This is a genomic window from Glycomyces luteolus, from assembly GCF_027622875.1.
In the GTDB taxonomy this organism is placed as follows: Bacteria; Actinomycetota; Actinomycetes; order Mycobacteriales; family Micromonosporaceae; genus Glycomyces; species Glycomyces luteolus.
Genome location: NZ_JAPZVP010000034.1, coordinates 1 through 21302, shown reverse-complemented (window position 1 = coordinate 21302; position 21302 = coordinate 1). Strand labels below are relative to the sequence as shown.

General features: G+C 70.4%; 24 protein-coding genes. 14 read left to right on the top strand and 10 right to left on the bottom strand.

From position 1 onward, the window contains the following. Window positions 1–16 precede the first annotated feature (16 nt). The 7 genes from O1R50_RS25695 to O1R50_RS25665 all read left to right on the top strand — a co-directional run bounded on the left by O1R50_RS25695 (window position 17) and on the right by O1R50_RS25665 (window position 4629). Window positions 17–778 carry a hypothetical protein gene (locus tag O1R50_RS25695; protein ID WP_270113115.1) on the top strand — a complete coding sequence of 254 codons (762 nt, stop codon included), beginning with the start codon at window positions 17–19 and terminating at the stop codon, window positions 776–778. Window positions 779–961: 183 nt separating this feature from the next. Next, on the top strand, window positions 962–1600 hold the full coding sequence (locus O1R50_RS25690) for a hypothetical protein (protein ID WP_270113114.1): 639 nt from the start codon (window positions 962–964) through the stop codon (window positions 1598–1600). 152 nt (window positions 1601–1752) lie between these two features. Next, window positions 1753–2055: a YbaB/EbfC family nucleoid-associated protein gene (locus tag O1R50_RS25685; protein ID WP_270113113.1), complete on the top strand. Its 303-nt coding sequence runs from the start codon at window positions 1753–1755 to the stop codon at window positions 2053–2055. Continuing rightward, window positions 2052–2426 (top strand): YbaB/EbfC family nucleoid-associated protein, encoded by a 375-nt coding sequence (locus O1R50_RS25680; protein ID WP_270113112.1) that lies wholly within the window; start codon window positions 2052–2054, stop codon window positions 2424–2426. Before O1R50_RS25685 ends, O1R50_RS25680 begins: the two co-directional genes overlap by 4 nt. Before the next feature lie 40 nt (window positions 2427–2466). Continuing rightward, window positions 2467–2835, top strand: coding sequence for a hypothetical protein (locus tag O1R50_RS25675; RefSeq protein ID WP_270113111.1), 369 nt, complete (start codon window positions 2467–2469; stop codon window positions 2833–2835). 9 nt (window positions 2836–2844) lie between these two features. Beyond that, the gene (locus O1R50_RS25670; protein WP_270113110.1) at window positions 2845–3789 is read left to right on the top strand and encodes a hypothetical protein; all 945 of its coding nucleotides are present in this window, start codon (window positions 2845–2847) and stop codon (window positions 3787–3789) included. Window positions 3790–3792: 3 nt separating this feature from the next. Next, the gene (locus tag O1R50_RS25665; RefSeq protein ID WP_270113109.1) at window positions 3793–4629 is read left to right on the top strand and encodes a hypothetical protein; all 837 of its coding nucleotides are present in this window, start codon (window positions 3793–3795) and stop codon (window positions 4627–4629) included. A 98-nt stretch (window positions 4630–4727) separates the two neighbouring features. Here the strand turns inward: O1R50_RS25665 and O1R50_RS25660 are convergent, their stop codons facing one another. Beyond that, window positions 4728–5933 carry a hypothetical protein gene (locus O1R50_RS25660; RefSeq protein ID WP_270113108.1) on the bottom strand — a complete coding sequence of 402 codons (1206 nt, stop codon included), beginning with the start codon at window positions 5931–5933 and terminating at the stop codon, window positions 4728–4730. A gap of 124 nt (window positions 5934–6057) precedes the next feature. On the opposite strand from O1R50_RS25660, the gene O1R50_RS25655 reads away from it, so the two are divergent. Beyond that, complete coding sequence (locus O1R50_RS25655) at window positions 6058–6939, top strand: hypothetical protein (protein ID WP_270113107.1); 882 nt, start codon at window positions 6058–6060, stop codon at window positions 6937–6939. Between the two features lie 27 nt (window positions 6940–6966). Here the strand turns inward: O1R50_RS25655 and O1R50_RS25650 are convergent, their stop codons facing one another. Then, complete coding sequence (locus O1R50_RS25650) at window positions 6967–7959, bottom strand: Gfo/Idh/MocA family protein (protein WP_270113106.1); 993 nt, start codon at window positions 7957–7959, stop codon at window positions 6967–6969. A 222-nt stretch (window positions 7960–8181) separates the two neighbouring features. Here O1R50_RS25650 and O1R50_RS25645 point away from each other — a divergent pair, with 222 nt between their 5' ends. Continuing rightward, window positions 8182–8808, top strand: a complete 627-nt coding sequence (locus O1R50_RS25645) for a copper resistance CopC family protein (RefSeq protein WP_270113105.1) — start codon at window positions 8182–8184, stop codon at window positions 8806–8808. A gap of 152 nt (window positions 8809–8960) precedes the next feature. Here the strand turns inward: O1R50_RS25645 and O1R50_RS25640 are convergent, their stop codons facing one another. Genes O1R50_RS25640 through O1R50_RS25620 form a run of 5 tightly spaced genes read right to left on the bottom strand, consistent with a single transcriptional unit; the run spans window position 8961 to window position 12128 of the window. Then, window positions 8961–9374: a molybdenum cofactor biosynthesis protein MoaE gene (locus O1R50_RS25640; protein ID WP_270113104.1), complete on the bottom strand. Its 414-nt coding sequence runs from the start codon at window positions 9372–9374 to the stop codon at window positions 8961–8963. Window positions 9375–9378: 4 nt separating this feature from the next. Further along, the gene (locus tag O1R50_RS25635) at window positions 9379–10545 is read right to left on the bottom strand and encodes a molybdopterin molybdotransferase MoeA (RefSeq protein WP_270113103.1); all 1167 of its coding nucleotides are present in this window, start codon (window positions 10543–10545) and stop codon (window positions 9379–9381) included. Beyond that, entirely contained in the window at window positions 10542–11222 is a 681-nt protein-coding gene (locus tag O1R50_RS25630) for a MogA/MoaB family molybdenum cofactor biosynthesis protein (protein ID WP_270113102.1), read from the bottom strand. Before O1R50_RS25630 ends, O1R50_RS25635 begins: the two co-directional genes overlap by 4 nt. Continuing rightward, entirely contained in the window at window positions 11210–11677 is a 468-nt protein-coding gene (moaC, locus tag O1R50_RS25625; protein ID WP_270113101.1) for a cyclic pyranopterin monophosphate synthase MoaC, read from the bottom strand. The genes O1R50_RS25630 and moaC overlap by 13 nt, the downstream gene beginning before the upstream one ends. Before the next feature lie 46 nt (window positions 11678–11723). Beyond that, complete coding sequence (locus O1R50_RS25620; RefSeq protein ID WP_270113100.1) at window positions 11724–12128, bottom strand: hypothetical protein; 405 nt, start codon at window positions 12126–12128, stop codon at window positions 11724–11726. Between the two features lie 111 nt (window positions 12129–12239). On the opposite strand from O1R50_RS25620, the gene O1R50_RS25615 reads away from it, so the two are divergent. Beyond that, window positions 12240–12605, top strand: coding sequence for a hypothetical protein (locus O1R50_RS25615; RefSeq protein WP_270113099.1), 366 nt, complete (start codon window positions 12240–12242; stop codon window positions 12603–12605). Continuing rightward, on the top strand, window positions 12598–12999 hold the full coding sequence (locus O1R50_RS25610; RefSeq protein WP_270113098.1) for a hypothetical protein: 402 nt from the start codon (window positions 12598–12600) through the stop codon (window positions 12997–12999). The genes O1R50_RS25615 and O1R50_RS25610 overlap by 8 nt, the downstream gene beginning before the upstream one ends. Here O1R50_RS25610 and O1R50_RS25605 read toward each other — a convergent pair. Beyond that, a complete protein-coding gene (locus tag O1R50_RS25605; protein WP_270113097.1) occupies window positions 12996–13571 on the bottom strand; it encodes a TetR/AcrR family transcriptional regulator in 576 nt (191 codons plus the stop codon). The two genes, O1R50_RS25610 and O1R50_RS25605, sit on opposite strands and share 4 nt — an antisense overlap. Before the next feature lie 81 nt (window positions 13572–13652). Here O1R50_RS25605 and O1R50_RS25600 point away from each other — a divergent pair, with 81 nt between their 5' ends. Next, complete coding sequence (locus O1R50_RS25600) at window positions 13653–14663, top strand: NADP-dependent oxidoreductase (protein WP_270113096.1); 1011 nt, start codon at window positions 13653–13655, stop codon at window positions 14661–14663. Window positions 14664–14900: 237 nt separating this feature from the next. Here the strand turns inward: O1R50_RS25600 and O1R50_RS25595 are convergent, their stop codons facing one another. Further along, the gene (locus O1R50_RS25595) at window positions 14901–15530 is read right to left on the bottom strand and encodes a hypothetical protein (protein ID WP_270113095.1); all 630 of its coding nucleotides are present in this window, start codon (window positions 15528–15530) and stop codon (window positions 14901–14903) included. Further along, the gene (locus O1R50_RS25590; RefSeq protein ID WP_270113094.1) at window positions 15527–17965 is read right to left on the bottom strand and encodes an FtsK/SpoIIIE domain-containing protein; all 2439 of its coding nucleotides are present in this window, start codon (window positions 17963–17965) and stop codon (window positions 15527–15529) included. Before O1R50_RS25590 ends, O1R50_RS25595 begins: the two co-directional genes overlap by 4 nt. 365 nt (window positions 17966–18330) lie before the next feature. Between O1R50_RS25590 and O1R50_RS25585 the strand changes: the two genes are divergently transcribed. Both O1R50_RS25585 and O1R50_RS25580 read left to right on the top strand, forming a co-directional pair. After that, window positions 18331–18984 (top strand): hypothetical protein, encoded by a 654-nt coding sequence (locus O1R50_RS25585; RefSeq protein WP_270113093.1) that lies wholly within the window; start codon window positions 18331–18333, stop codon window positions 18982–18984. Window positions 18985–19188: 204 nt separating this feature from the next. After that, complete coding sequence (locus O1R50_RS25580; RefSeq protein ID WP_270113092.1) at window positions 19189–21285, top strand: flotillin family protein; 2097 nt, start codon at window positions 19189–19191, stop codon at window positions 21283–21285. Window positions 21286–21302 lie beyond the last annotated feature (17 nt).

Sequence of the window (21302 nt, the reverse complement as noted above, 5' to 3'; positions counted from 1 at the left end):
GAAAACGTTGGAGATCGTGGCGCAGATCGCGGTCGCGAGCGACAGCGCCCCCGGCTCTGGGGACGACTACGGGGACGATTCGCCCTCGCCGCAGCAGGTGGCGCTGCAGCGGAAGCGCAAGTGGGGCGAGTTCGCCGCCGAGCACGGGTTCCCCTATCGGGCTGACCTGTCCGCGGCTGAGATCGCCGGCGATCAGCGGCTCGCGGGCTTCTTCGCGGAGATGCGGCAGTTGTGTTTGCCGCTCAACGAGGTCGGCGGTCTCTTCGAAGGCCGCTGGAACGAGGTGCCGTTCGTCAGCTACGCGGCCTTCAACTTCGGGGGAGGCGGCTCCGTGTGGCCGTACCGGTTCCTCTGTGCGGCGCTGTCGCGGCCGCGGCCCGATCTCGTCTACGACCAAGCGCTCCTGCGTGATCGCCCCTATCACCTGGACTGGTATCCGCGGCTCGGCGAGTATCAGGTCGTCGAAGGCCCGCTGCCGCCGCAGAAGCCGCTCAAGGCGGGGAACGGTTGGCTCGGTCGGACGTCGGTGGGCAGGGACCTCGTCAAGAAGGTGGACGCGTTCCTGACGCCCGATGCGGCAAGGCTGCACACCGCCGAGCCAGGCCGGGACGAGTGGCTGTCCTCCTGGGAAGACGCCAAGGGGGCGTTCAGGTTTGGTTGGGCCGTGCGCGGCCGCTGGCTGGTCGTGTTCACGATGGAACCGCAGTACCGGGAGCGGGAGACCTGGGAGAGCGAGCTGCTCGATACGCTCGCGACGGTGAAGGCCCTGGTCGACTGAGGGGATCGGCAACTGCGCGTCAGGTGTCGGCCTTGATCTAGGTCCTCCCGGATACCTATTCGCCCGTGCGGCGGTTGTCGGCGCTGACGACCTTGCGTGCACGTCCTGAGGCGCGGCCCGGTGCGAGCGCCATCCGGTTAGCATGCAACTGACGCGGACCCCCTTGGCAGCGAAGGCCTCCCGATGCCCCGAAACCCCCGATTCGATCTGCGGCTCGACTCACCGGGCCTGCTCGAACGCCAATGGCTCGAGCCCGATGAGCGGCTCATCGACTGGATTCCACAGTGGAAGCTGCCGGTGCTCGAGGGCGTCCCTCGGCCGCTCTGGACGGCCGACCAGGTGCTGTGGCGCATCGCGAAGACCCTGGGGTGGATCCTCGGGTCCGTGGTGATCCTGATCGTGCTCGCGTTCCTCGCCGACGGGCTCAGCGGCGCGAGCGTCGACGGGGGTTCCGGTACGAAGGTGAAAGGCCCCGATGTGGTCCTGCGCGGCAAGGGCCGACAGTCCGTGATGGGCCGCACGGTGACGCCGGCGCTGCGGTACCGCGGGCTGTGGGTGTTCACGGACCGGCGGATCGCGTTCATCGTCGTCGAAGGGCGCACGTACGGGAAGTTCCTGAGCGGTTCGGGAGACCCCAGCGAGTTCGCCGAACCGGTGCCGATCCGCAAAGTCGTCGAGGTCCGCGACGCGCACTACGAGTATGAGGGCGAGGTCGACCGGTTGCGCAGGACCCGCATTCTGCGGCGGTTCAAGCCGGCCGGGGTGTACCGGAGGATCTCGTTCAGCGACGGCTCGGGCGTCGACCTGCGCCGGTACCGCTGAGCCCCAACGGGACCCCGGATGCGGCGGCCAGGGGGGATCGGCCCCAGCAACCGCAGGTTGGGCGCACTTTCGGGGTACTGGCTAGTGCGCTATAGCATCGCAGTAGGACCGCGCCGCAGGAACCCGAGCGCTGCGCGGAGGAAGGGGAGCTGATGTCCGACAGCAGCGAAGCGATGCAGGCCCGCACCAGGGAGATCGAGCGGATGGCCGCCGAAGCCCGCGGCGAGGCCGTCAGCGAGCACGGCGAGGTCCGTGTCGTGGCCGCCGCCGGCGGTCGGATCGAGGAGCTCGACCTGCGCATGAGCGCGTTCGAACTGAGCGGCCTGGAGTTGGGCGAGCTCATCGTCTCGACCCTGCGGTCCGCTGAGAGCCAGCTCGACGCCCAGTTGACGTCGGCGATCCAGGCGGCCATGGGTTCGCTCGGCGCCTTCACCACCGAGGAGGAGGGCCGATGACCGATCAGCCCCAGCGCCCGAACCCGAACGAGATGATGGCGCGGCTCGAGGCGATGCAGCGCCAGGCCGAGGAGACCCTCCGCCGGTACGAGGGTATGCAGGAGCAGATCAGCGCCGCGAACATCGAGGTCTTCTCCGAGGACGGACTCGTCTGCGTCAAGCTCGACGGCAACGGCGGCGTCGCCGAGATCAAGATCGACGAGTATGCGATGCGCAAGCGCCAGTCGCTCGCGCCGACGATCATCGAGCTGGTCAGGCTGGCGCGGATCGCCCACGCCGAGAAGAGCGCGGAGATCGCCAGGCAGTTCCTCGGCGCCGACCCGGCCCTGGCGGCGCTGCTGGACCGCATCGCCCCCGAGCGGCCGAACTAAAGCCCCCACCGTCCACTGCTAACTCCGGAAGGCGGCGACAATGCCCGCGAAGGAAATCGAACCCGACCTGCTGCGCGCGGCGGCGACCAAGCTGCGCGAAGCGATGTCGTACGCCGACAAGGCCTCTGAGTACTCCACCGAAGCCGACCCCGACCCGTGGATGTGGGGCCTGGCCGGCATCCCGATGTCGATGCTGTACTTCCCGCTCGCCGACGGCTGGCGCGACCTGCTCTCCAAGGCGAGCCAGGGCATCGACGGCGTCGCGACCCGGCTCGAAGACTCCGGCGCGTCCTGGGAGGACGTGGACACGCTGATGAGCGAGGAGTTCGCCAAGCTCGCCACCGGCCTCGCCGGCGCCGCGAACGAGTACTCCAAGGACACCCAGAACGACCCCCTGGTCCAGAAGTAAGGGAACCCCATGAGCGACCACGGAATGAACGACTTCTCCGACTCCCCGGGGCACCAGGACACCTGGAGCGCCGACTTCGGCCAGGGCGCGATGAGCACCCTCGACCAGCAGGGTTGGGGGCAGCAGGGCTTCAAACTCAACGGCCCGCTGAAGGCCGGGTACGAGGCCTACAAGAACAAGGACACCCTCAAGGCAGGCGGCACCCTGCTGAAGAACGACCTCCAGTCGATCAACTGGAACGGCGTCGGCAGCTCGATGTCCCAGTTCAAGGGGAAGCTGGCGGCGAACAAGGACGGCTACACCCAGTTGACCGCGGCCGCGGGCAAGGTCGTCGGCATCGACCCCGTCGCGTGGCTGGCCGGGACGATCGTCAGCTTCCTGATCGAGACGTTCCAGCCCCTCGAGGACCTCCTCGGCCTGGTCACGGGCAACGAGACCCGCATGCAGGAGTCCGGCCAGATGTGGCAGGAGGTCGGCAACTCCATGCCGCCGATCGCCGACTACATGAACACCACGGTCGAAGGCGAGCTCGCGAGCTGGCAGGGCGACGACGGCGACGTGGCGCGCACCCGCGTCATGGAGCTCGGCCTCATGATGGACGCCATGGGCTTCCTGGCGCTGGGCATGCAGCAGGTGCTCAACATGATGGCCGGCGTGGCCCGGGCGCTCCGCGAGCAGGTGGAGAAGCTCATCGCGAAGGGCGTCGCCTGGATCATCAAGACGATCGTGCCGCAGGTGGCCGCCGCCACCGCGACGTTCGGCGCGATGATCCCGCTGTGCATCGCGATGACGATCGCCCAGATCATGGGGCTCGTGCTCGACGCGATCCAGGCCATCAACGCCGCCGTCCAGTTCGTGCAGAACCTCGGTCAGACCCTCGACCTGGTGTGGGACATCTTCAACGTGTTCCTGCCGTTCCTCGAGAAGATGATCAACGTCCCGAAGTTCGGCTAGCGCGTGTCGGGGACCAGCGGGTGGGCCGACGGCGCGGGGGACGAGCGCCGCTGGCACAAGCTCGAGAACTTCGTCTATGTGACGGACCTGGTCTTCGGGGACGCCACTCTGGACCGGCCTTCCACGAAGATCGACGAGGTCGATGACGCTGCGCGGCTGTGGAAGTCGCACTCGCGCCTCAACGGGCTCCACTACGTCGATGTGAAGAGCGACGCCGAAGCGTTCGCGCTGCCGCAGTGGGGTCCACTGCTGGAGCGGTTGCGCGCCTTCAGGTTGCCGATGCAGCGGGTGCGGAGCCTGGTGCGCGGCGAGAGCGGCGGGGTGCCGTTCCAGAACCTGTGCGTCTGCGACGCGGACGAGGACGGGAAGGTCATCCCGTACCGGATCTGGGTGCTGCCCGCGGCCGTGCCGATGCCCGAGCTGATCTGCGACTACCGTTCCAGCCGCGGCGAAGTGCCCGACGAGGTCGCCTGGTGCGAGTCGCCGGGCGCCTTCGTGAAGGCCTCGGCGTTCGCGGCGGACAAACCGGTGATCAAGGAAGGGCGCTTCACGAAGAGCCTCATCGGCCGCGCGATCGCGGGCAAGGTCAACGACTTCCTGGACACCTCGGTGCAGGTCACCGTGTGGGCCAAGGATTCCGGGACCGCGCAGGCCGTGGCAGAGGCCGCGAAGGGCGAACCGAACATGCGCCGCGTCGTGTGGATCGCGCGCGGCGGCATGTTCGTCTACGCGACGCCGATGCTCGTGCAGGGAGCGGACTCCCGGAAGCAGCGGGATCACCTGTTCACGCACAAACTTGTTGCGCTGCAGCAGCAGTACGCGGCGCTCAACCGGGCCTGAACGCGCTCGACTCGGTGCTGCGGGCGGCCGCCGGCCGCACCGGTTCGTGCGGCAATGGCGGCCACAGGCCCGCCGACGGGGTACACGCCGCAGCAGTACTAGGCGGCCTCCAGCCAGAGGCGGGGCTCGAAGGACTCGATGTCGCCGGTGGCGGGGCGCCAGACCGCGTAGACGTGCGCTTCCGCGTTCACCTGGATCGCCTGGCCCTCATGGGCTTCGACGACGAGGTCGCGCTGCTTCTCGGGTCGGCCGGTGTGGCGGTCGGGGACGTCGAGGTCCATCGGGCGGCCGTCGACGACCACCGTGACCTGGTACGCCCCGGTCGGGACGAGGTACCGCCAGTGCCCCCAGGAGGCCTGGCGCTCGATGCCGTTGATGCGCACGCGCGGCGGCCGCGTCCAGGCGCGGGCCAGGAACGAGCCGTGCCCGGCCTTGCGGCGCCCCGCCCAGAGGTGCCTGCCGCAGGCGAGGTGCAGGTCGATCGCGGCCATCCCGGCGGGCAGCGGCGGCAGTGCGGTCGGGTTGGCGCCCGAGAGGATCGCGTCCTCGCCGTACGGCACGGGCTCGCGCGGGAGGGCACGGCGCTGCTCGGCGATGTCGCGGTGGTACTTGGCCTTGGTGCGGCGGTACAGGGGCCAGCCGGCGGCGATGAGTGCCACCGCGATAGCGCCCAGCACGATGCCCGACACCAGATGCCAAGTCTCCGTGGGCATCACCGTCAATACGGTACTCATCGGCAGGCAGCAGATCACGGAGACGAGGACCAGCCACGACCAGCAGCCCGCGTTCGTGGGGATGAACTCGGCGGTCTCGGCCAGTTCGCCGAGGACCCGGTGGCCGCTCACTCCGTCTTCGAAGTACTGCACCTGGTGCGCCGCTCCTTCGGCGACGTGCACGACGACCGGGTCGACGGTGGCGGTGTTCTGCACTTCGACCGTGTGCGGCCCGGCGCGGACCACCAGGTCGAGTTGGCCGTTGCCGACCGTGACGGGCACGCCGTCGACGCCGATCACGGGCGCGGTGCCGCTGCTGTCGGCCACGATCGAGAGGATGCCCTCGCCGGGTCCGGGTTGGAGCTCGGCGTCGCGGACCACGCGCATCGGCTTGCGGCTCGGCAGGCCCGTGAGCGGGTCGCTGCGGGACGGCGAAGGGCGCGCTACGGCGCTGGCGCGTTCGTTCAGGACGCGCATCGCGTTGTCGCCCAGGCGAAGCGGCAGCGGCTGGAGGTAGGCGTCCTCGCGGGTGCGGTAGGCGCCGCGGCCGAAAAGGCGGTCGCGGGGCAGGTCGTCGCGGGTGGGCGGCATCGCGGTCCTTCTGCGGGGGGCGGATCGGTGCGCACCACCTTATCGCGGCGCCGCCGGGGGAGCGGCCCGCTGAGCGGCTCCGCTGGGTGAGCGACTGGTGGCCCGCGACCTGTATCTTGCTGGCATGGGAATGAAAGACCGCCTTGAGCAGATGAAGCAGCGCGCGCAGGAAGCGGGCAAGATGGTCGTCGACGTCGGGGTCGACGCGGCCCGGGAGAAGCGCGACGCCGCCGTCGGCCTCGCGAAGAGCAAAGTGGACGCCACTACTGGCTATGTCGTCGAGAAGCGCGACGGCGCCGTCAATTTCGCGAGTGAGGCGAAGACCGCGTTCAAAGAAGGCGACCTCGAAGAACTCCTCAAGCGCCTGCCGCTGCCCGCCTCGCCCGTCCAACAGGACTGGCAGTGGAGCCTCGGCAAGCTCATCACCTCGGGCAACAAGCCCCCCATGGGCACCGGGATGCTCCTGGGCCTGCTCGACAACTTCGGCACCATCGACATCGGCCCCGAAGAGGTCGGCTTCGACGGCTCGACCGCCAAGTGGCACAAGGTGAAGGCCGTCCGCACCCGCTCCCTGGACGGCATCATCCAGAAGCTCTCCACGGACTCCTTCACCGAGAGCATCGAGAACCTGCTGCCGCCCGTCCCCGGCCGCGGCTGGGTCTCCGAGAAGGCCACCTCCGCGATCTTCACCATCTGGGCCATGGTCGCCGACCTCGCCATCCGCGACCCCGAAGCCGGTCGGCGCCAAGTGGTCTGCGAGATCGAGTACAAGGGCTGGATCCGCACCAAGGAGGCCGAGACCGGGTTCTTCACCGGCCCCGTCATGGCCCTCCTGCCGAACCTCGACCAGGTCTTCCGCGACGAGGCCGCGCGGCGCGGCGTGCTCGTCGAGCAGGCCGAGCAGACCACGATCGAGAACGCCGAGGCGCGCGTGGCGTGGCTGCGCGAGAAGCACGCGGCCATCAGCGCCAAGCGCGAAGAGGCCCGCAAACAGATCGAGTACTGATCCGCCTGCGGGCCTTGGAAAACCTGGTTACTTCGGGTGGGTCTCGCCGGGGTAGCGCAGCCCGATCTGGGCGCGCGCCTCGTCCATGATCTCCATGACCTCGACGGTGCTCTGGGGCGGCACGAGCGTCGACTCGAGTCGACCCTGGCGCAGCGCCCGGTGCACTTCGAGCGCTTCGTGGACGTAGCCGTGGCCGACGTAGGGCGCCTCGAACTCGCGGGGCGCCTCGTCGTACCGCACGAGTGTGTAACCGCTTGGGCGGTAGGCGTAGTCGCGCAGTTCGATGCGGCCCAGCGTGCCCGCGATCGTCACTTCGTTGGCGGGCCCGCCCCGGTAGGAGCAGGAGAGCTGCACGATCGCGTTCGGGTACTTGAGGGTGAGCGCGGTCTGCGCGTCCACCCCGGTCGTGTCCATGACGCTGTGCGCCTCGATCGAATCGGGCTTGCCGAGTACCAAGTGCGCCAACGTGATCGGGTAGACCCCGAGGTCGAGGAGTGCTCCCCCGGCGAGCTCGATGTTGCGGAGCCGGTGGCTCGCGGGCAGGTCGGAGGCGAATGAGAAGTTGCCGTTCACGGACACGACCTCGCCGATCATGCCCTCCTTGATGGCACGGCGCATCTCGCGGATCGCGGGGTTGCACCGGGTCCACATGGCTTCCATCAGGAACCGCTGGTGTTCGCGGGCGACGTCGAACATGGTGCGGGCCTGGGCGGCGTTGTAGGCGAAGGCCTTCTCGCACAGGACGTGCTTGCCGGCTTCGAGGAGCTGGAGGGTGGGCAGGTAGTGATGGGAGTGCGGGGTCGCGACGTAGACGATGTCTACTTCGTCATCTGCCGCAAGGGCCTGGACGGATTCCCAGGCCTGGGGGATGTCGTGCTTCTTGGCGAACGCGGCGGCGCGCTCCGCCGATCGAGAGGCCACAGCGGTGACGCGGCAATCGTCGAGGAGGGCAAGATCTTCCACAAAGGTCGATGCGATTCCACCGGTCGCCAGGATTCCCCATCGGATCGGTTCAACCATGGACGTAAGCACACCACAACTTCTCGCGATCGTCAACACAAGGGTCAGCGGTACTATCTCCGCCAACCGGGCCATTTTCGCAATCGAGGATCACCCTCAGTCACGTCTCACCTGTGACCTGGTGATTGATGTGACCTTTCCCGCAATGGGGATCCGGGCCCTCCGTGGCACTATGGCGAAATGTCTCTTCGCGCTTCTGAACGACAGCCCGTCAAACGCACCGTGAAAAGCGCGGTCGCGCTTGCTCTGGCCGCCGCGAGCGGCGGGCTCCTGACGCTCGGCCTCGCCTCCCCGGCCTCGGCGCACGCGGCACTCACCGGCACCGACCCCGAGAACGGCTCCACCCTCGCAGAGGCACCGGCCGAGGTCTCGGCCACGTTCTCGGAGATCCTCGACCAGGCCTCGACCGAGATCGCCGTGACCGACCCGGTCGGCGCCGTCATCGACGTCGCGGACCCGAGCTACGACGGGGACACGTTCACCCAGCCGATGCTCTACACCACGCCTGGCGAGTACACGCTCGCGTTCCGGGTGATCTCCGAGGACGGGCACCGCGTCGATGACGCGATCACGTTCACCGTCGAGTCGATCCCCGCGGGGCTGTACGCGCCCGGCGCGGAGCCGACCGACCCGGCGGCCACCGGTGCCGAGACGACCGCCGAGGCCTCGCCTTCGGAAACGACCAGCCGGGCGACCGGCGGCATGCCCAGCGAGGACGAGGACTCGAACACGGGAGCGGCGCTGGCCGCGATCCTGCTCGGCCTGCTGGTGGTCGTCGTGGGCGGCGTGGTCCTGGTGAAAGTGGTGGGCCGCAAGGGCAAAGAGAACGAAGGCGCCGGGTCGGCCTGACGCAGCGGCTTGACGCATCGCCCTGACGCCCGTCCACTAGCCCCCACCCTCCCGAGAGGGGAAAGAGCAGTCTGGGCCCAGCGTGGCAGCCGGGTCCGACAAGAAACCCCGCGAAAGCCGATCAGCGCCCCCGGATTCATCCGAACGAGTACTCAGGGGCAATTGACCCATTCGTCGGTGCCGTCGTCGAAGAACTGGTGCTTCCAGATCGGCAGGCGGGCCTTCACCTCGTCGACGAGGTCGGCGCAGGCGTCGAAGGCCTCCTTCCGGTGCTCGGCGGCGACGGCCGCCACCAGGGCCGGGTCGCCGATCGCGAGGTCGCCGACCCGGTGCGAGACCACCACGCCCCGCACCCCGGGGCGCGCCGCGATCTCCTCGGCGATCGTGCGCAGCAGCTCGCCCGAGGATGGATGGCCCTCGTAGGACAGCCGGAGCACGCCCCGGCCGTGGTCGTGGTTGCGGACGACGCCCGAGAACGACACGACCGCCCCGGCCTCGGCCGCGGCGACCGCGGCCTCGTGCTCGGCGACGTCGAGCGGGGCGTCCAGCACGCGTGCGCGGATCATGAGGTCACACTCCAGGAACAGTGGCGAGTTCGACGGCGGCGCCCGCGGCGCCGACGCTTTCCGGGCCGATCACGGCGAACCCGGCGGCATTGGCCAGGCCCCGCAGCATCGCGGAACCGTGGTGGCCGAGCCGGTGCCCGGCCCGGTCGACCAGCGCCAGGTGGGTGAAGCCCCCGCGACCGGGGACCTCCTCGGCGAGATGGACCGTGGCGAGCGGCGGCAGCGGCAGCCCGCGCAGGCCCGCGAGCAGCGGCGCGACGAGCGAGACGACCGCGATCACCGCGGACTGCGGGTTCCCCGGCAGGCCCGCGATGAACTTCCCGTCCTCGGTGCGGGCCAGCAGCATCGGGAAGCCGGGCCGCACGGCGACGGTGTTGATCACGTACTCGGCGCCGATCTCGGCGAGCGCGGCGTGGAGGTGGTCGACCGGGCCGACCATCGTGCCGCCGGTGGTGCACACCAGGTCCGCGTCGGCGAGCGCCTCGCGCAGTGCCGCGACGTGCGCTTCGAGGGTGTCCTCGACCGGTCCGATGCTCGGCCCGGCGGCCGCTCCGGCGGCGGTGAGCATGTGGGGGACCATGGGGCCCAACGAGTCCCGGACCCGGCCGTCGCGGGAGACCCCGGAGGTCAGCAGCTCGTCGCCGAAGACGACGACGCGGGCAGCTGGCTTGGCGTGCGCGGGCAGCGTCGCGTGTCCGGCGGCGGCCGCGAGGCCGACCACGGGCGGGCTGATCGGGGTCCCGGCCGCCAGCAGCTCCTCGCCGAGGACGGCCTCTTCGCCCGGCTCGCGCCATTCGCGCGCGGCCGGACCGTCGACGAGTTCGTCCTCGACCTTGCTGTGCTCCAAGCGGATGATGCCCTCGGCCCCTTCCGGGACCTGCGCGCCGGTCGCGATCTTGACGGCCTGGCCGGGCTTCATCGCCTGCGGTACCTGGCCCGCCAGCACGGCCCCGTCGATGCGCCACGGCCCGCTGCCCGCGATCGCCCAGCCGTCGACCGCGGAGGTCGGGAACGCGGGCAGGTCGGAGACGGCCACGAGCGGTGCGGCCAGCGCCGAGCCGACCGCTTCGCCGAACGGCAGCTCGGAGGCGGCCGGTCGGGCCGCATAGCCTGCGGCCCAAGCGGTCTCGCGGGCCTCGGCCCAGTTCATCGGATCGGCGGTGCCGGTCATGGGGCGGTCCTTCCGTGGTCGTGCGCGGGGCGGGCGGGCGAGTCCTCAGCGGTCGACTGGTCGCCGGTGCCGGACGCGTCGCCTCCGGCATCCGCATGCGTCGAGTCGCGCCCGCCGTGGTCGTTCGGGGAACCTGCAGGTTCCCCGCCCTCCGCCACCGGGGCGGCGACTCCGCCGGCAACCGCCTTGTCGTTCCGTTCGTGGTCGCCGTCGTGGAGTTGGGAGACCGCGTGCTCGACGAGCTCGGCGGTCAGCACCGCGAGGCCGTCCTTCGCGGCGCCCTTCGATCCGGCCAGGTTCACGATCAGCGTCCGCTCCGAGACCCCGGCGATCCCGCGCGAGAGCGCCGCGTGCGGCGTCTTCGCGAGCCCGGCGGCGCGGATCGCCTCGGCGATGCCCGGCACCTCGAAGTCGACCACGCGGCTGGTCATCTCGGGGGTGAGGTCCTTGGAGGTCAGGCCGGTGCCGCCGGAGGTGACCACCAGGTCGGCGCCCTGCCCGACCGCGACGCGCATCGCGGCCTCGACCTCTTCGCCGTCGTGGACGACGACCGGCCCGACCACGTCGAACCCGTGCGACCGCAGCCCCTCAGCGAGGATGGGCCCCGACTCGTCCTCGTAAACCCCGTCGGCGGCTCGGTTCGAGGCGACGACGACGACGGCCTTCACCGCTGCCATGTGCCGGTCTTCCCTCCGAGCTTCTCCTCGACGCGGATGTCGGTGATGACGGCGGCGGGGTCGACGGCCTTCACCATGTCCACCAAGGTCAGCGCCGCCACCGACACGGCCGTGAGCGCTTCCATCTCGACGCCGGTGCGGTCGGCGGTCTTCACCCGCGCCGCGATCTCGACGCCCTCGTCAGTCACCTCGAGGTCGACCTTCACGCCGCTGATCGCGATCGGGTGGCACAGCGGCACCAGGTCGGGCGTGCGCTTGGCCGCCATGATCCCCGCGATCCGCGCCGTCGCCAGCGCGTCGCCCTTCGCGAGCGAGTTCTCGCGCAGCGCCGCGACCACTTCGGGGGTGGTCACGAGCCGCCCGGTGGCGAGCGCCGAACGGTGCGAGACGTCCTTCTCGGAGACGTCGACCATGCGGGCGGCACCGGACGAGTCGACATGCGTGAGGTCAGCCATGCCGCGAAGTCTAGTCGCGGAGTGGGACGCCGCCGAGTCTCCGCGCTCAGTGGTCGCGGAGCCCGCTCCAGAACGCGACGTTCGCGAGCGTTGCGGTGATCGCCCCGGGCAGGGCGAAGACCAGCGGGAAGATCGCCTCGAACCGGGAGGGCAGGCCGAGTCCGGGGAGCGGGCCGACGAGCGTGTCGGGCTGCAGGCCCGGCTCGTAGTCGCCGAGGATCGTGATCTCCTCGGTGTCGTCGTCGTCGCTGTAGCTGGCGGGCGAGCGCATCCACGAGCCGTCGGTGCACCAGGTGCCGATGCAGTTCGGGCCCTCGCCGTCGTCGAGGACGTTCACGGTGCGGTACTCGCCCCAGAACAGGTACGAGACGCACCAGACGATGACGGCGGCGGCCAGGCCGAACCAGATGGCGAGGGCGAGGGCGGCAGCGCTCAGTTTGAAGGCGCGCATGGGCGTTTCCAGGGGGTCGGAGGGGCTGCCGGGGTAGGACGATGGTACGCCGCGGCCACTTCGCGGTGCGGCCTCGGATTCTCCGTCGGGGGCCTGTATTAGCGTCGAGGCGTGATCGAATGGCTCTACCTCGCCGTCCAGGCCGCCGCGCTGGCGATGAGCGCCTGGTTCTTCGTGGACACGGCCCGCTCGAAGCTCGTCGGCCGCCGCCACTTCGCGGGCGTCGCCGTCCTGGAGCTGCTGCTCCTGGCGCAGCTGGCGGTGTCGATCGCGATCGTGCCGGGCGAGGCGGGCGGCGGCAAGGCCCTGTTCTTCTCGTACCTGGTGACGGCGATCCTGGTGCCGGTCGCCGCGTGCTTCTGGGGCTCGATCGACCGGAGCCGGTGGGGGATCGGAACGGTGGCGGCGTCCGGGCTGATCTGCGCGGCGCTCCTGATGCGCGTCCACCAGATCTGGGAGCTGCAGATCCATGTCTGAGACTGAGGCGGCGCCGCGGGCGCTGGCGGCGGGTTTCGGTCGCTTGATCGTTTTGGTCTACGTGGTCTTCGCCGTGTCGGCGGGGGTGCGGGCCGTGTTCCAGGTGGTGACGAAGTTCGATGAGGCGCCGGTGAGTTTCACGCTGAGCGCGATCGCGGCGCTCATCTACCTGGTGGCCGCGATCGCGATCATCCGCGGCGCGGGCGGGCTCGCGCTGCTGGCGGTGGGGGTGGAGATGGCCGGGGTGCTCGCGGTGGGCGCGTTGAGCCTCGCGGTGCCGCAGTGGTTCCCCGAGCCTTCGGTGTGGTCGCACTTCGGCTCCGGGTACGGCTATGTGCCGCTGGTGCTCCCGGCGGTGGGACTGGTGTACCTCTTCAAGCGCCGCAGCGCTTAGGGGCGCCGAACCAGGTCGAGCGCGGTGTCGAGGCTGTGGACGGCGCTGACGGTGTCGACTCTGGCGAGGGCGTAGGCGGCGACGACGAGGGCGGTGCAGGTTGCCGTCAGGCGATCGGTTTCAGCGTCGTCCAGGTCGGGGCGGTGGGCGCGGATGCCGTTGCCGATGGCCCGGCCGAGTTCGGCGCGGTAGGCGGTGATGGTCTCGCGGACGGCTTCGTCGTCGGCGATGGCGGCGCCGGCGGCGTTGATGAGCAGGCAGCCGTTCGCAGCGATGAAGGACCCGGCGCGTTCGAGGGCTTCGCGCAGGCCTCGGAGGTAGTCGAGGATCGCGCCAGGTGCCGGTTCGGCGAGCGGGGCGAGGCGCGGGCGCACGATCTCGTCGAGGTAGGAGTCGACGGCGGCGTCGAAGAGGCCGCGTTTGCTGCCGAAGGCGTGGTAGATGCTCGATCGTCGCAGTCCCGTGGCCGCTTCGAGGGCGGGGACGGAGGCGGCTTCGTAGCCGTGCTTCCAGAAGACGGCGCGGGCGGACCGCACGGCCTCGGCGGTGTCGAACGTCTGCGTGCGCCCCATGACGAACCTCTCTTTGCGGAATGATCGTTCCAGTATATGTTTGTGGAACGGTTATTCCAAAACTGGCAGGAGCGCATCACGATGACCGAGACCGTCAGCACCCAGATCCAGCTCGTCCGCCGCCCCCAGGGCTGGCCGGTCCATGAGGACTTCCGCACTGAGAAGGTAGACCTCGGCGAGCTCGCTCCCGGGCAGGTCCGGGTCGCGAACGCGTTCCTGTCAGTCGATCCATATATGCGCAGCCGCATGAACGACGCCAAGAGCTACATCCCGCCGTTCGCGCTCGGCGAGACCATGACCGGCGGCGCCGTCGGCCGAGTCGTCGAATCCGCCGCCGAAGGGCTCCCGGCCGGCACCGTCGTCCTCCACCAGTACGGGTGGCGCGACCTCGTCCAGGAGGACGCCGCCGGGTTCACCGCCGTGCCCGAGATCCCGGGCGTGCCGCTCTCCCTGCACCTGGGCATCCTCGGCATGACCGGGATGACCGGCTACGTCGGGCTCACCGCCATCGCAGGCATGAAGCCCGGCGACACCGTTTTCGTCTCCGGCGCCGCGGGCGCCGTCGGCACCGCCGCGGGCCAGATCGCGAAGCTCCTCGGCGCGGGCCGCGTCATCGGCTCCGCCGGCAGCCCCGAGAAGGTGCGCCTCCTCACCGAGAAGTACGGCTACGACGCCGCGTTCAACTACAAGGACGCGCCCGTCCGCGAGCAGCTCAAGGCCTTCGCGCCCGACGGCGTCGACGTCTTCTTCGACAACGTCGGCGGCGATCACCTCGAAGCCGCGCTCGACGTCATGAACCGCGACGGCCGCATCGCGGTGTGCGGCGCGATCTCCCTGTACAACAGCACCGAGAAGACCCCCGGCCCCGACAACCTCGCCAAGATCATCCAGCAGAGCCTCACCATCAAGGGCTTCACGCTCGGCGGCTACCTGCACCTGCGCGAGGAATTCGGCGCGCGCATGACCGAATGGTTCGGCCAGGGGAAGATCGCCTACGACGAGACCATCGTGGACGGCGTCGAGAAATCGGTCGACGCGTTCCTCGACATGATGCGCGGCAAGAACACCGGCAAGATGGTCGTCCGGGTCTGAGCTCCGCTGGCGGCGCGGGGCTGTGGATGCTCCGGGCCGCGCGGGCGCGGATGTGGCCATAGGGCATGCCCCTTCCCACCCGCATCCACCTCCGACCAACCGAAGAAATGAGACGACTCTCCCATACGGGTCCGACACTCGCGCGTTCGAAACAGCAACGCGTTCGACGCTCGCATATGTCGTCAGCAGGGCCGAGGCGATCCGCGACCGGTTCCAACCGGTGAAGCCAGGCCGGAACTAGCTGAAGAAGCCCAGGCAGGCAACGACGAGCGTCGAGCCGCAGATGACGAGGCCGAGGCGGTAGTTGCGTTCGAGGCGCTTCTCCTCGTCGCCGATCTTCGGGCGGGCGGCGACGCCGATCGTCAACCAGCCCAAGCCGAACGCCCCGAGCGGGCACCCGATGAGGACCGCGGCCAGGAGCACTGCGCCCAACGCGTCCTCGGCGCGCAGGTTGCGGAGCACGAAGAGCTGCACCACGACGCAGACGAGCGCGAACAGGCCGTAGACGAGCCCGTTGCGCTCGTCGGCCCTCCAGCGCGGCAGCAGCGGTGCCCGGTGCGCGAGGAAGCGGGCCTCCTCCAGCTCCGTCGCCGCCACCTGCAAGTCCGCTTCGGCCGCAGCGAGATCGGCCGCCGGGTCGCCGTTCAGCGGCGGCGGGGCCGGGACGCGCTGCGGGGGCGCGACCCGGGCGGTGCGCGCCAGGTCGTCGACCGCCGAGCGCTGCGCGGCGGCCTGCTCGGCGAGGCGGGCGGTGCGCTGTCCGAGGGACTCGGTCGCAGTGGCGGTGCGGGCGGCGGCCTCGTCGGCGGTGCGTCGGGCGTCGTCGAGGCGGCGGAGCTGCGCGAGGTAGTCGTCGAAGGCGCTCACGGGCGGGTCCTCTCGATCGGGGTGCCACCGCTGCGCTGCGGGCCGGGGGCCGCCTGGTCTTCCATGCGGGAGAAGGGGACCACGAGCTTCCCGCCGCCGGTGTCGGCGTGCCGGTCGATGAGCAGCGCCCTGCCCGCCCGCGGGCTCCAGTGCTGGAACTGCGGCCCGAAGTGGCCCATGATCTCGCCCCCGGGGAGGTTGAGGACGAGCGCGCAGGCGACGTCTTCGCGACCGGCGGAGCCGCCGATGTCGTCGGTGAAGCGCCGGAAGGTCCGCCACCAGCCGAGCAGGTGCACGCCCCGAGCGGGCCCGGTGCGAAGCAGCGCCCGCAGCGCCTGCTGCGCCTTCATGTCGAGCGCCGCCGCGTCGAGGCCCCACGCGGCGATCACGGTCCCGTCGGGGATCTCGCCGAGCGACGCGGCGAAGGCCTCGGGAGCGACACGGTCGGTGGCCGCGCGCAGGTCGGCATTGCCCGTGAAGTCGACGGCGAGGACGCGGGTGCCGTTGCCCGCCAGGGACTCCGCGGCCGCCTCGAGCGCTTCGCCGCCCACGGGGTCGGAGCCGAGCACGGCCAGGTGCCGGCCGGGACGGCGGTCGAGGTCGGCCCCGGCGGCGTCGAGGCGCAGCGATACCTCGCGGCCGAGCAGGGCGCGTCCCGGCTTCCGTTCGCCCGGAAGGGCTTCGGCGAGGTGAACGGGCCGGTATCCGTAGAACACGCGCGGCGCGCCGACGCCCTTGTGGGCCTCGCCGAGCTGCTCGCGCAGCCGGTGCATCACGTGCGAATCGGTGTCGGGGAAGCGCGCGACCCGGTCGGCCCCGGCGGTGCCGCCCTCGGTGTTGACCACGACCTGCCCGAGCGAGATCCGCGCCGCCGCATCGTTGTTCGCCGCCAGCACGGTGCGCGCGCCCGGCAGGGCGATGCGCATCGAGAACTGCCCGAAGATCGAGTCCTGCTTCGCCCACAGCGCCTCGATGCCCGAGATCGTCTGCGAGGCGAGGACCAGGTGCACGCCGTACGAGCGTCCTTTGCGAGCCAGCTCCTCAAGCAGCGCAACGGCTTCGGAGGCGACCTTGTCGTTCCCGGCGAGGAGCACCTGGAACTCGTCGGCGACGCACACGATCCGCGGATACGCCTCGTGCTCGCGCAGCTTCGCGAACGAGGCCACCCCGTAGTTCTTCATCACCGTGGACCGGCGCGTCATCTCCTCGCTCAAGGTCCTGAGCACGGCGAGACCGTACTCGCGGTCGGACTCGACGCCGACGGCGCGCGCGTGCGGGATGAAGCTCCGGTCGCGGTCGGTGGGGATGAACTCGGTGAACGACACGCCTTCCTTGAAGTCGAGCAGGAACAGCGCCAGATCCGAAGGAGCGTAACGGGAGGCGAGCCCGTAGAGGACGTCGAGAAGGAACACCGTCTTACCGCCGCCGGTGCGCCCGCCCACGAGCCAGTGCGGCGTCGCGTCGTCGAACCGCAGCTGCACCTCACCAGCCGCGTCGCGTCCGATGAGGACCTCCAGACCCTTCGCCGGGTCGCCCGACTCCGGCTGGGCCGGAATGAGATCGGCGAACGTGAGGGTCGCGGCGGCCTTGGCGCGCTCGGCGAGCCGCAGCGCCTCACCGGCCACGAACGACGGGTCGGGAGTCTCCGGCCAGTCGACGGGCGCGGCCAGCCGCTCCCCGCGCCCGAACGGCGCGGCGGGCGGGTTCGTGATCGCCACGCGCCCTTGCGATGCGGGACCGTCGACGGCGTGCATCACGGCGGCCTGCGGCAGTTCGGGCAGGCCGCAGCCGAGGACGGTGACGCCGTGCGCAAGGCCCGACCGCGCCAGCGCGTCGATGCGCTCGACCAAGGTCCGCGGCGCTTCGCTCAGGGACGCCACGACGAGCAGCATCCGGTCGGTCCGGCGGCCCGCGATGTGCTCGGCCACTTGGGCTTCGGCGAGGGCGACGGCGTCGGCCGCGGCGCGCGTATCGGTGGCGACCGCTTCGATCACGCCCGCGTCGGCGAGCGGGCGCAGCGGCGCGAACGAGGCCCCGAGCGTCGCCGTGTCGATGCCGACCACCCGCAGCCCGCCGGGCTCGCGGGTGCCCACGGCGTGGAGGATCGCGGTCCGCACCAGGTTCGCGACGCCCTCGACGCGGGCGTCGACCGAGGTCGCGAGGTGCCCGCGCTCGCCGAACGGGACGATGAGCGGCACGGTGCGTCCCTCGTGGAGGACGATGCGCCCGGCGTGGAGCAGCCCGGGGTCGGTCCGCAGCTGCTGCGCGGAGGCGGCGGCCGCGTCGGCGATCTGGCGTTCGGCGGCGAGGAGCTCGGGGTCCACAGGGGTCTGGAAGGCGGCGTCGCCGAGGCGCTGCGCCACCTGAGCGAGGCGGGCGGCGGCGGCGTCGCAGCCCGCGGCCGCGTTCGCCAGTGCGGTCTGGAAACCGGGCACCGGACCTCCTTGCATTAGGCGCGCCCCGCGGACGGACCGGGGCTGTTCGACCGGTCACACCATATCGCGGAGGCGCCTCGGGCGAAGTCCTGGCCGCAGTCGCCGCCGCGGGGCCGGTCTCGGCGAAGCTTGCGAGCCGTTCAGTCGGCAGAGCGTCCGCTTTGCGCAACCTTCCCCGGAGCGGAGGCGTGCATTACCCTAGAAGCAGGCCCGATCTCGCTGACCCGGAGAGACCGCCCGTACGCCGACGCCCGCCCGATCGCGCGAAGCTCACGCGCGAGCGGCGGCATCCATACCGCACCGAAGACGCCCGCACCTGCGCCCGCGGGCCGCCCCTCGGATTCGCCAAGAAGGACCCGTGCCCCATGAGTGAGTTTCTGGATATCGCCCTATCCTTCCCACCGGTCGTCTTCTCCTTCGGCCTCGTCGTCGTGGTCCTGTACTGGCTCACCGTCATCATCGGCGCGCTCGACGTCGACATCGTGGACGTCGGCGACGCCGAGCTCGACGCCGGAGGCGGCTTCTGGTCGGCCTTCGGGTTCGGCGCGGTCCCGTTCACCGTCGTGCTCTCGCTCTGGATCACCTTGGGCTGGATCGTGACCGTGCTCGGCACCACCTGGGTGCGCAGCGCCGACATGTTCATCCCCGCGGTCCTCACCGGCACGGCCGTGCTCGTCGCCGGGATCGGCGTCGGGATGCTCGGCGCGAAGCTGCTCACGAAGCCGCTCGCGAAGCTCTTCGAGGACGCGCCCGCCACGGCGCACGCCGACCTGGTGGGCAAGGTCTGCGTGGTGCGCACCGGCACCGTCACGCTCGACTCGGGCCAGGCCGAGATCACCGACGACGAGGGCAGCCTGCTGCTCATCAACGTGCGCCGCTCCCCGCACGAGCCCGAGGGCATCGACCCGGAGCTGTTCTCGCGCCATTCGAAGGTCGTGGTCTTCGACTACGACGAGGTCGAGAAGGTGTTCCTGGTCGTGCCGGTGGCCCTGCCGCCGGACGTCGTCCTCGAAGCCTGAGCTCGCCCCGGATCACAGTGGACCTCTGAGTATTGGCACGGTGTGCCCGGTTTGCGGTCTCCCGGTTTCGTGCCTCGACCACCCTCGCGTACCCACAACCTGGCGCGCCTTCGTTAGTGTGTGGTCACGCCCGCCGCGGCGGCGCCCGCCACTCGCGCCGCACGCAAGTCCCCGTTCCCCCGAAGTCTTGTTAGGAACCATCGCATGGACGCCACCAACTCGGCGACGCTGATCACGTTCGTGGTCGTCGCGGTCGTCTTCATCGGCCTGCTGCTCATGATCATCCGGCTGTACCGGAAGGTCGCGCCCGGCCAGGCCCTCGTCGTGACGAAGCTGCGCACCCGCAAGGTCTCCTTCACCTCCGCGCTGGTGCTGCCGATCATCCACCGCGCCGAGTACATGGACATCTCGGTCAAGACCATCGAGATCAACCGCGCGGGCAAGGACGGCCTGATCTGCCAGGACAACATCCGCGCCGACATCTCCATCACGTTCTTCGTGCGCGTCAACGCCACGGTGGAGGACGTCCTCAACGTCTCCGGCGCCATCGGCACCAAGCGCGCCTCCGACCAGGACACGCTGCAGGAGCTGTTCAACGCCAAGTTCGCCGAGGCACTCAAGACCGTCGGCAAGCAGCTCGACTTCACCGACCTCTACACGAACCGCGACGAGTTCCGCGACCGCATCATCCACGTCATCGGCACCGACCTCAACGGCTACTCGCTCGAGGACGCGGCCATCGACTACCTCGAGCAGACCCCGATGGACCAGCTCGACCCGAAGAACATCCTCGACGCCCAGGGCATCCGCAAGATCACCCAGCTCACCGCGATCGAAGCGGTCACCACGAACGAGCACCGCCGGACCGAGGAGAAGGAGATCAAGCGCCAGGACGTCGAGGCCCGCGAGGCCGTGCTCGAACTCGAGCGCCGCCAGACCGAGGCCGAGATCCGCCAGCAGCGCGAGATCGAGACCCTCCGGGCCCGCGAGTCCGCCGAGGTGCAGAAGGTCCAGGCCGAGGAGCGCCTCAAGAGCGAGACCGCGCGCATCAAGACCGAAGAGGCCACGGGCATCCAGCACGAGAACCGCCTCCGCGAGATCGCCGTCGCCGAGAAGAACCGCGAGCGCGTGATCGCCGTCGAGACCGAGCGCATCGAGAAGGACCGCATCCTCGAGGTCGTGGCCCGCGAACGCGAGGAAGAGCTCGCCCGCATCGCCGCCAACAAGGAGCTCGAGGCGCAGAAGCGCGACATCGCCGACGTCATCCGCGAGCGCATCGCCGTCGAGAAGACCGTCGCCGAGCAGGAAGAGGGCATCAAGCGCCTGCGCGCCACCGAAGAGGCCGAGCGCGAACGCCAGAAGGTCATCATCCTCGCCGAGGCCGAAGCCCAGGAGAGCCTGGTCAAGGACATCAAGCGCGCCGAGGCCGCCGAGGCCGCGTCGAAGCACCTCGCCCGCCAGCGCCTCACCGAGGCCGAGGCCGCCCAGCAGGCCGCCGAGCTCGAGGCGCGCGCCAAGATCCGCCAGGCCGAAGGGGACCAGGCCATCGCGGCCGCCCCGGGTCTGGCCGCCGTCCAGGTCCGCGAGGCCGAAGCGGACGCGATCGAGAAGGGCGGGCTCGCCGAGGCGAAGGCCGCCGAGGCCAAGGGCAAGGCTGAGGCCGAAGCCCAGGCCGCCATCGGCAAGGCCGAGGCGACCGCCACCTCCGCGAAGGGCCAGGCGGAAGCCGCGGCCCAGGCCGCGAAGGGCACCGCCGAGGCGAACGCCCTCCGCGAGCGGCTCCTCGCCGAATCCGTGGGCCTCACCGAGAAGGCCGCCGCGATGGACGCCCTCTCGGACGCCAGCCGCGGGCACGAGGAGTACCGTCTGCGCCTTGAGATGGAGAAGGAGCTGCGCGGCATGGAGATCGAAGCGCGCCGCTCGATCGCCGAGCAGCAGGCCGGGGTCATCTCGGCCGGGCTCAGCAACGCCGACATCTCGCTGGTCGGTGGCGACACCCAGTTCTTCGACCGGGTGGTCGGCGCTATCGGCTACGGCAAGGCCGTCGACGGCTTCGTCGCGCACTCCGATGTGGCGCAGTCCGTCGCGGCCTCGTGGGGCAACGGCTCCACGTCGTTCGCGGAGGACCTCAAGGGTGTCCTCGGCGGTGTCGGCAGCGAGGACGTCAAGAACCTCACGGTCTCGGCCGCGCTGGTGAAGCTCATGCAGGGCGGCGGCGACCACGACGTGCTCTCCGGTCTCCTCGGCAAGGCCAAGGAGCTCGGCGTCGCCGAGAAGCCGGCCCTCGAGATCGCGAAATAGCAGTCGATCGGGCCGGG

What these genes read in the sequence shown, in the direction of transcription:
- O1R50_RS25690 (WP_270113114.1), top strand. Translation starts at nt 962, where the DNA reads ATGCCCCGAAACCCCCGATTCGATCTGCGGCTCGACTCACCGGGCCTG.
- O1R50_RS25685 (WP_270113113.1), top strand. Translation starts at nt 1,753, where the DNA reads ATGTCCGACAGCAGCGAAGCGATGCAGGCCCGCACCAGGGAGATCGAG.
- O1R50_RS25680 (WP_270113112.1), top strand. Translation starts at nt 2,052, where the DNA reads ATGACCGATCAGCCCCAGCGCCCGAACCCGAACGAGATGATGGCGCGG.
- O1R50_RS25675 (WP_270113111.1), top strand. Translation starts at nt 2,467, where the DNA reads ATGCCCGCGAAGGAAATCGAACCCGACCTGCTGCGCGCGGCGGCGACC.
- O1R50_RS25670 (WP_270113110.1), top strand. Translation starts at nt 2,845, where the DNA reads ATGAGCGACCACGGAATGAACGACTTCTCCGACTCCCCGGGGCACCAG.
- O1R50_RS25660 (WP_270113108.1), bottom strand. Translation starts at nt 5,933, where the DNA reads ATGCCGCCCACCCGCGACGACCTGCCCCGCGACCGCCTTTTCGGCCGC.
- O1R50_RS25655 (WP_270113107.1), top strand. Translation starts at nt 6,058, where the DNA reads ATGGGAATGAAAGACCGCCTTGAGCAGATGAAGCAGCGCGCGCAGGAA.
- O1R50_RS25650 (WP_270113106.1), bottom strand. Translation starts at nt 7,959, where the DNA reads ATGGTTGAACCGATCCGATGGGGAATCCTGGCGACCGGTGGAATCGCA.
- O1R50_RS25640 (WP_270113104.1), bottom strand. Translation starts at nt 9,374, where the DNA reads ATGATCCGCGCACGCGTGCTGGACGCCCCGCTCGACGTCGCCGAGCAC.
- O1R50_RS25635 (WP_270113103.1), bottom strand. Translation starts at nt 10,545, where the DNA reads ATGACCGGCACCGCCGATCCGATGAACTGGGCCGAGGCCCGCGAGACC.
- O1R50_RS25630 (WP_270113102.1), bottom strand. Translation starts at nt 11,222, where the DNA reads ATGGCAGCGGTGAAGGCCGTCGTCGTCGTCGCCTCGAACCGAGCCGCC.
- moaC (WP_270113101.1), bottom strand. Translation starts at nt 11,677, where the DNA reads ATGGCTGACCTCACGCATGTCGACTCGTCCGGTGCCGCCCGCATGGTC.
- O1R50_RS25620 (WP_270113100.1), bottom strand. Translation starts at nt 12,128, where the DNA reads ATGCGCGCCTTCAAACTGAGCGCTGCCGCCCTCGCCCTCGCCATCTGG.
- O1R50_RS25610 (WP_270113098.1), top strand. Translation starts at nt 12,598, where the DNA reads ATGTCTGAGACTGAGGCGGCGCCGCGGGCGCTGGCGGCGGGTTTCGGT.
- O1R50_RS25605 (WP_270113097.1), bottom strand. Translation starts at nt 13,571, where the DNA reads ATGGGGCGCACGCAGACGTTCGACACCGCCGAGGCCGTGCGGTCCGCC.
- O1R50_RS25600 (WP_270113096.1), top strand. Translation starts at nt 13,653, where the DNA reads ATGACCGAGACCGTCAGCACCCAGATCCAGCTCGTCCGCCGCCCCCAG.
- O1R50_RS25585 (WP_270113093.1), top strand. Translation starts at nt 18,331, where the DNA reads ATGAGTGAGTTTCTGGATATCGCCCTATCCTTCCCACCGGTCGTCTTC.
- O1R50_RS25580 (WP_270113092.1), top strand. Translation starts at nt 19,189, where the DNA reads ATGGACGCCACCAACTCGGCGACGCTGATCACGTTCGTGGTCGTCGCG.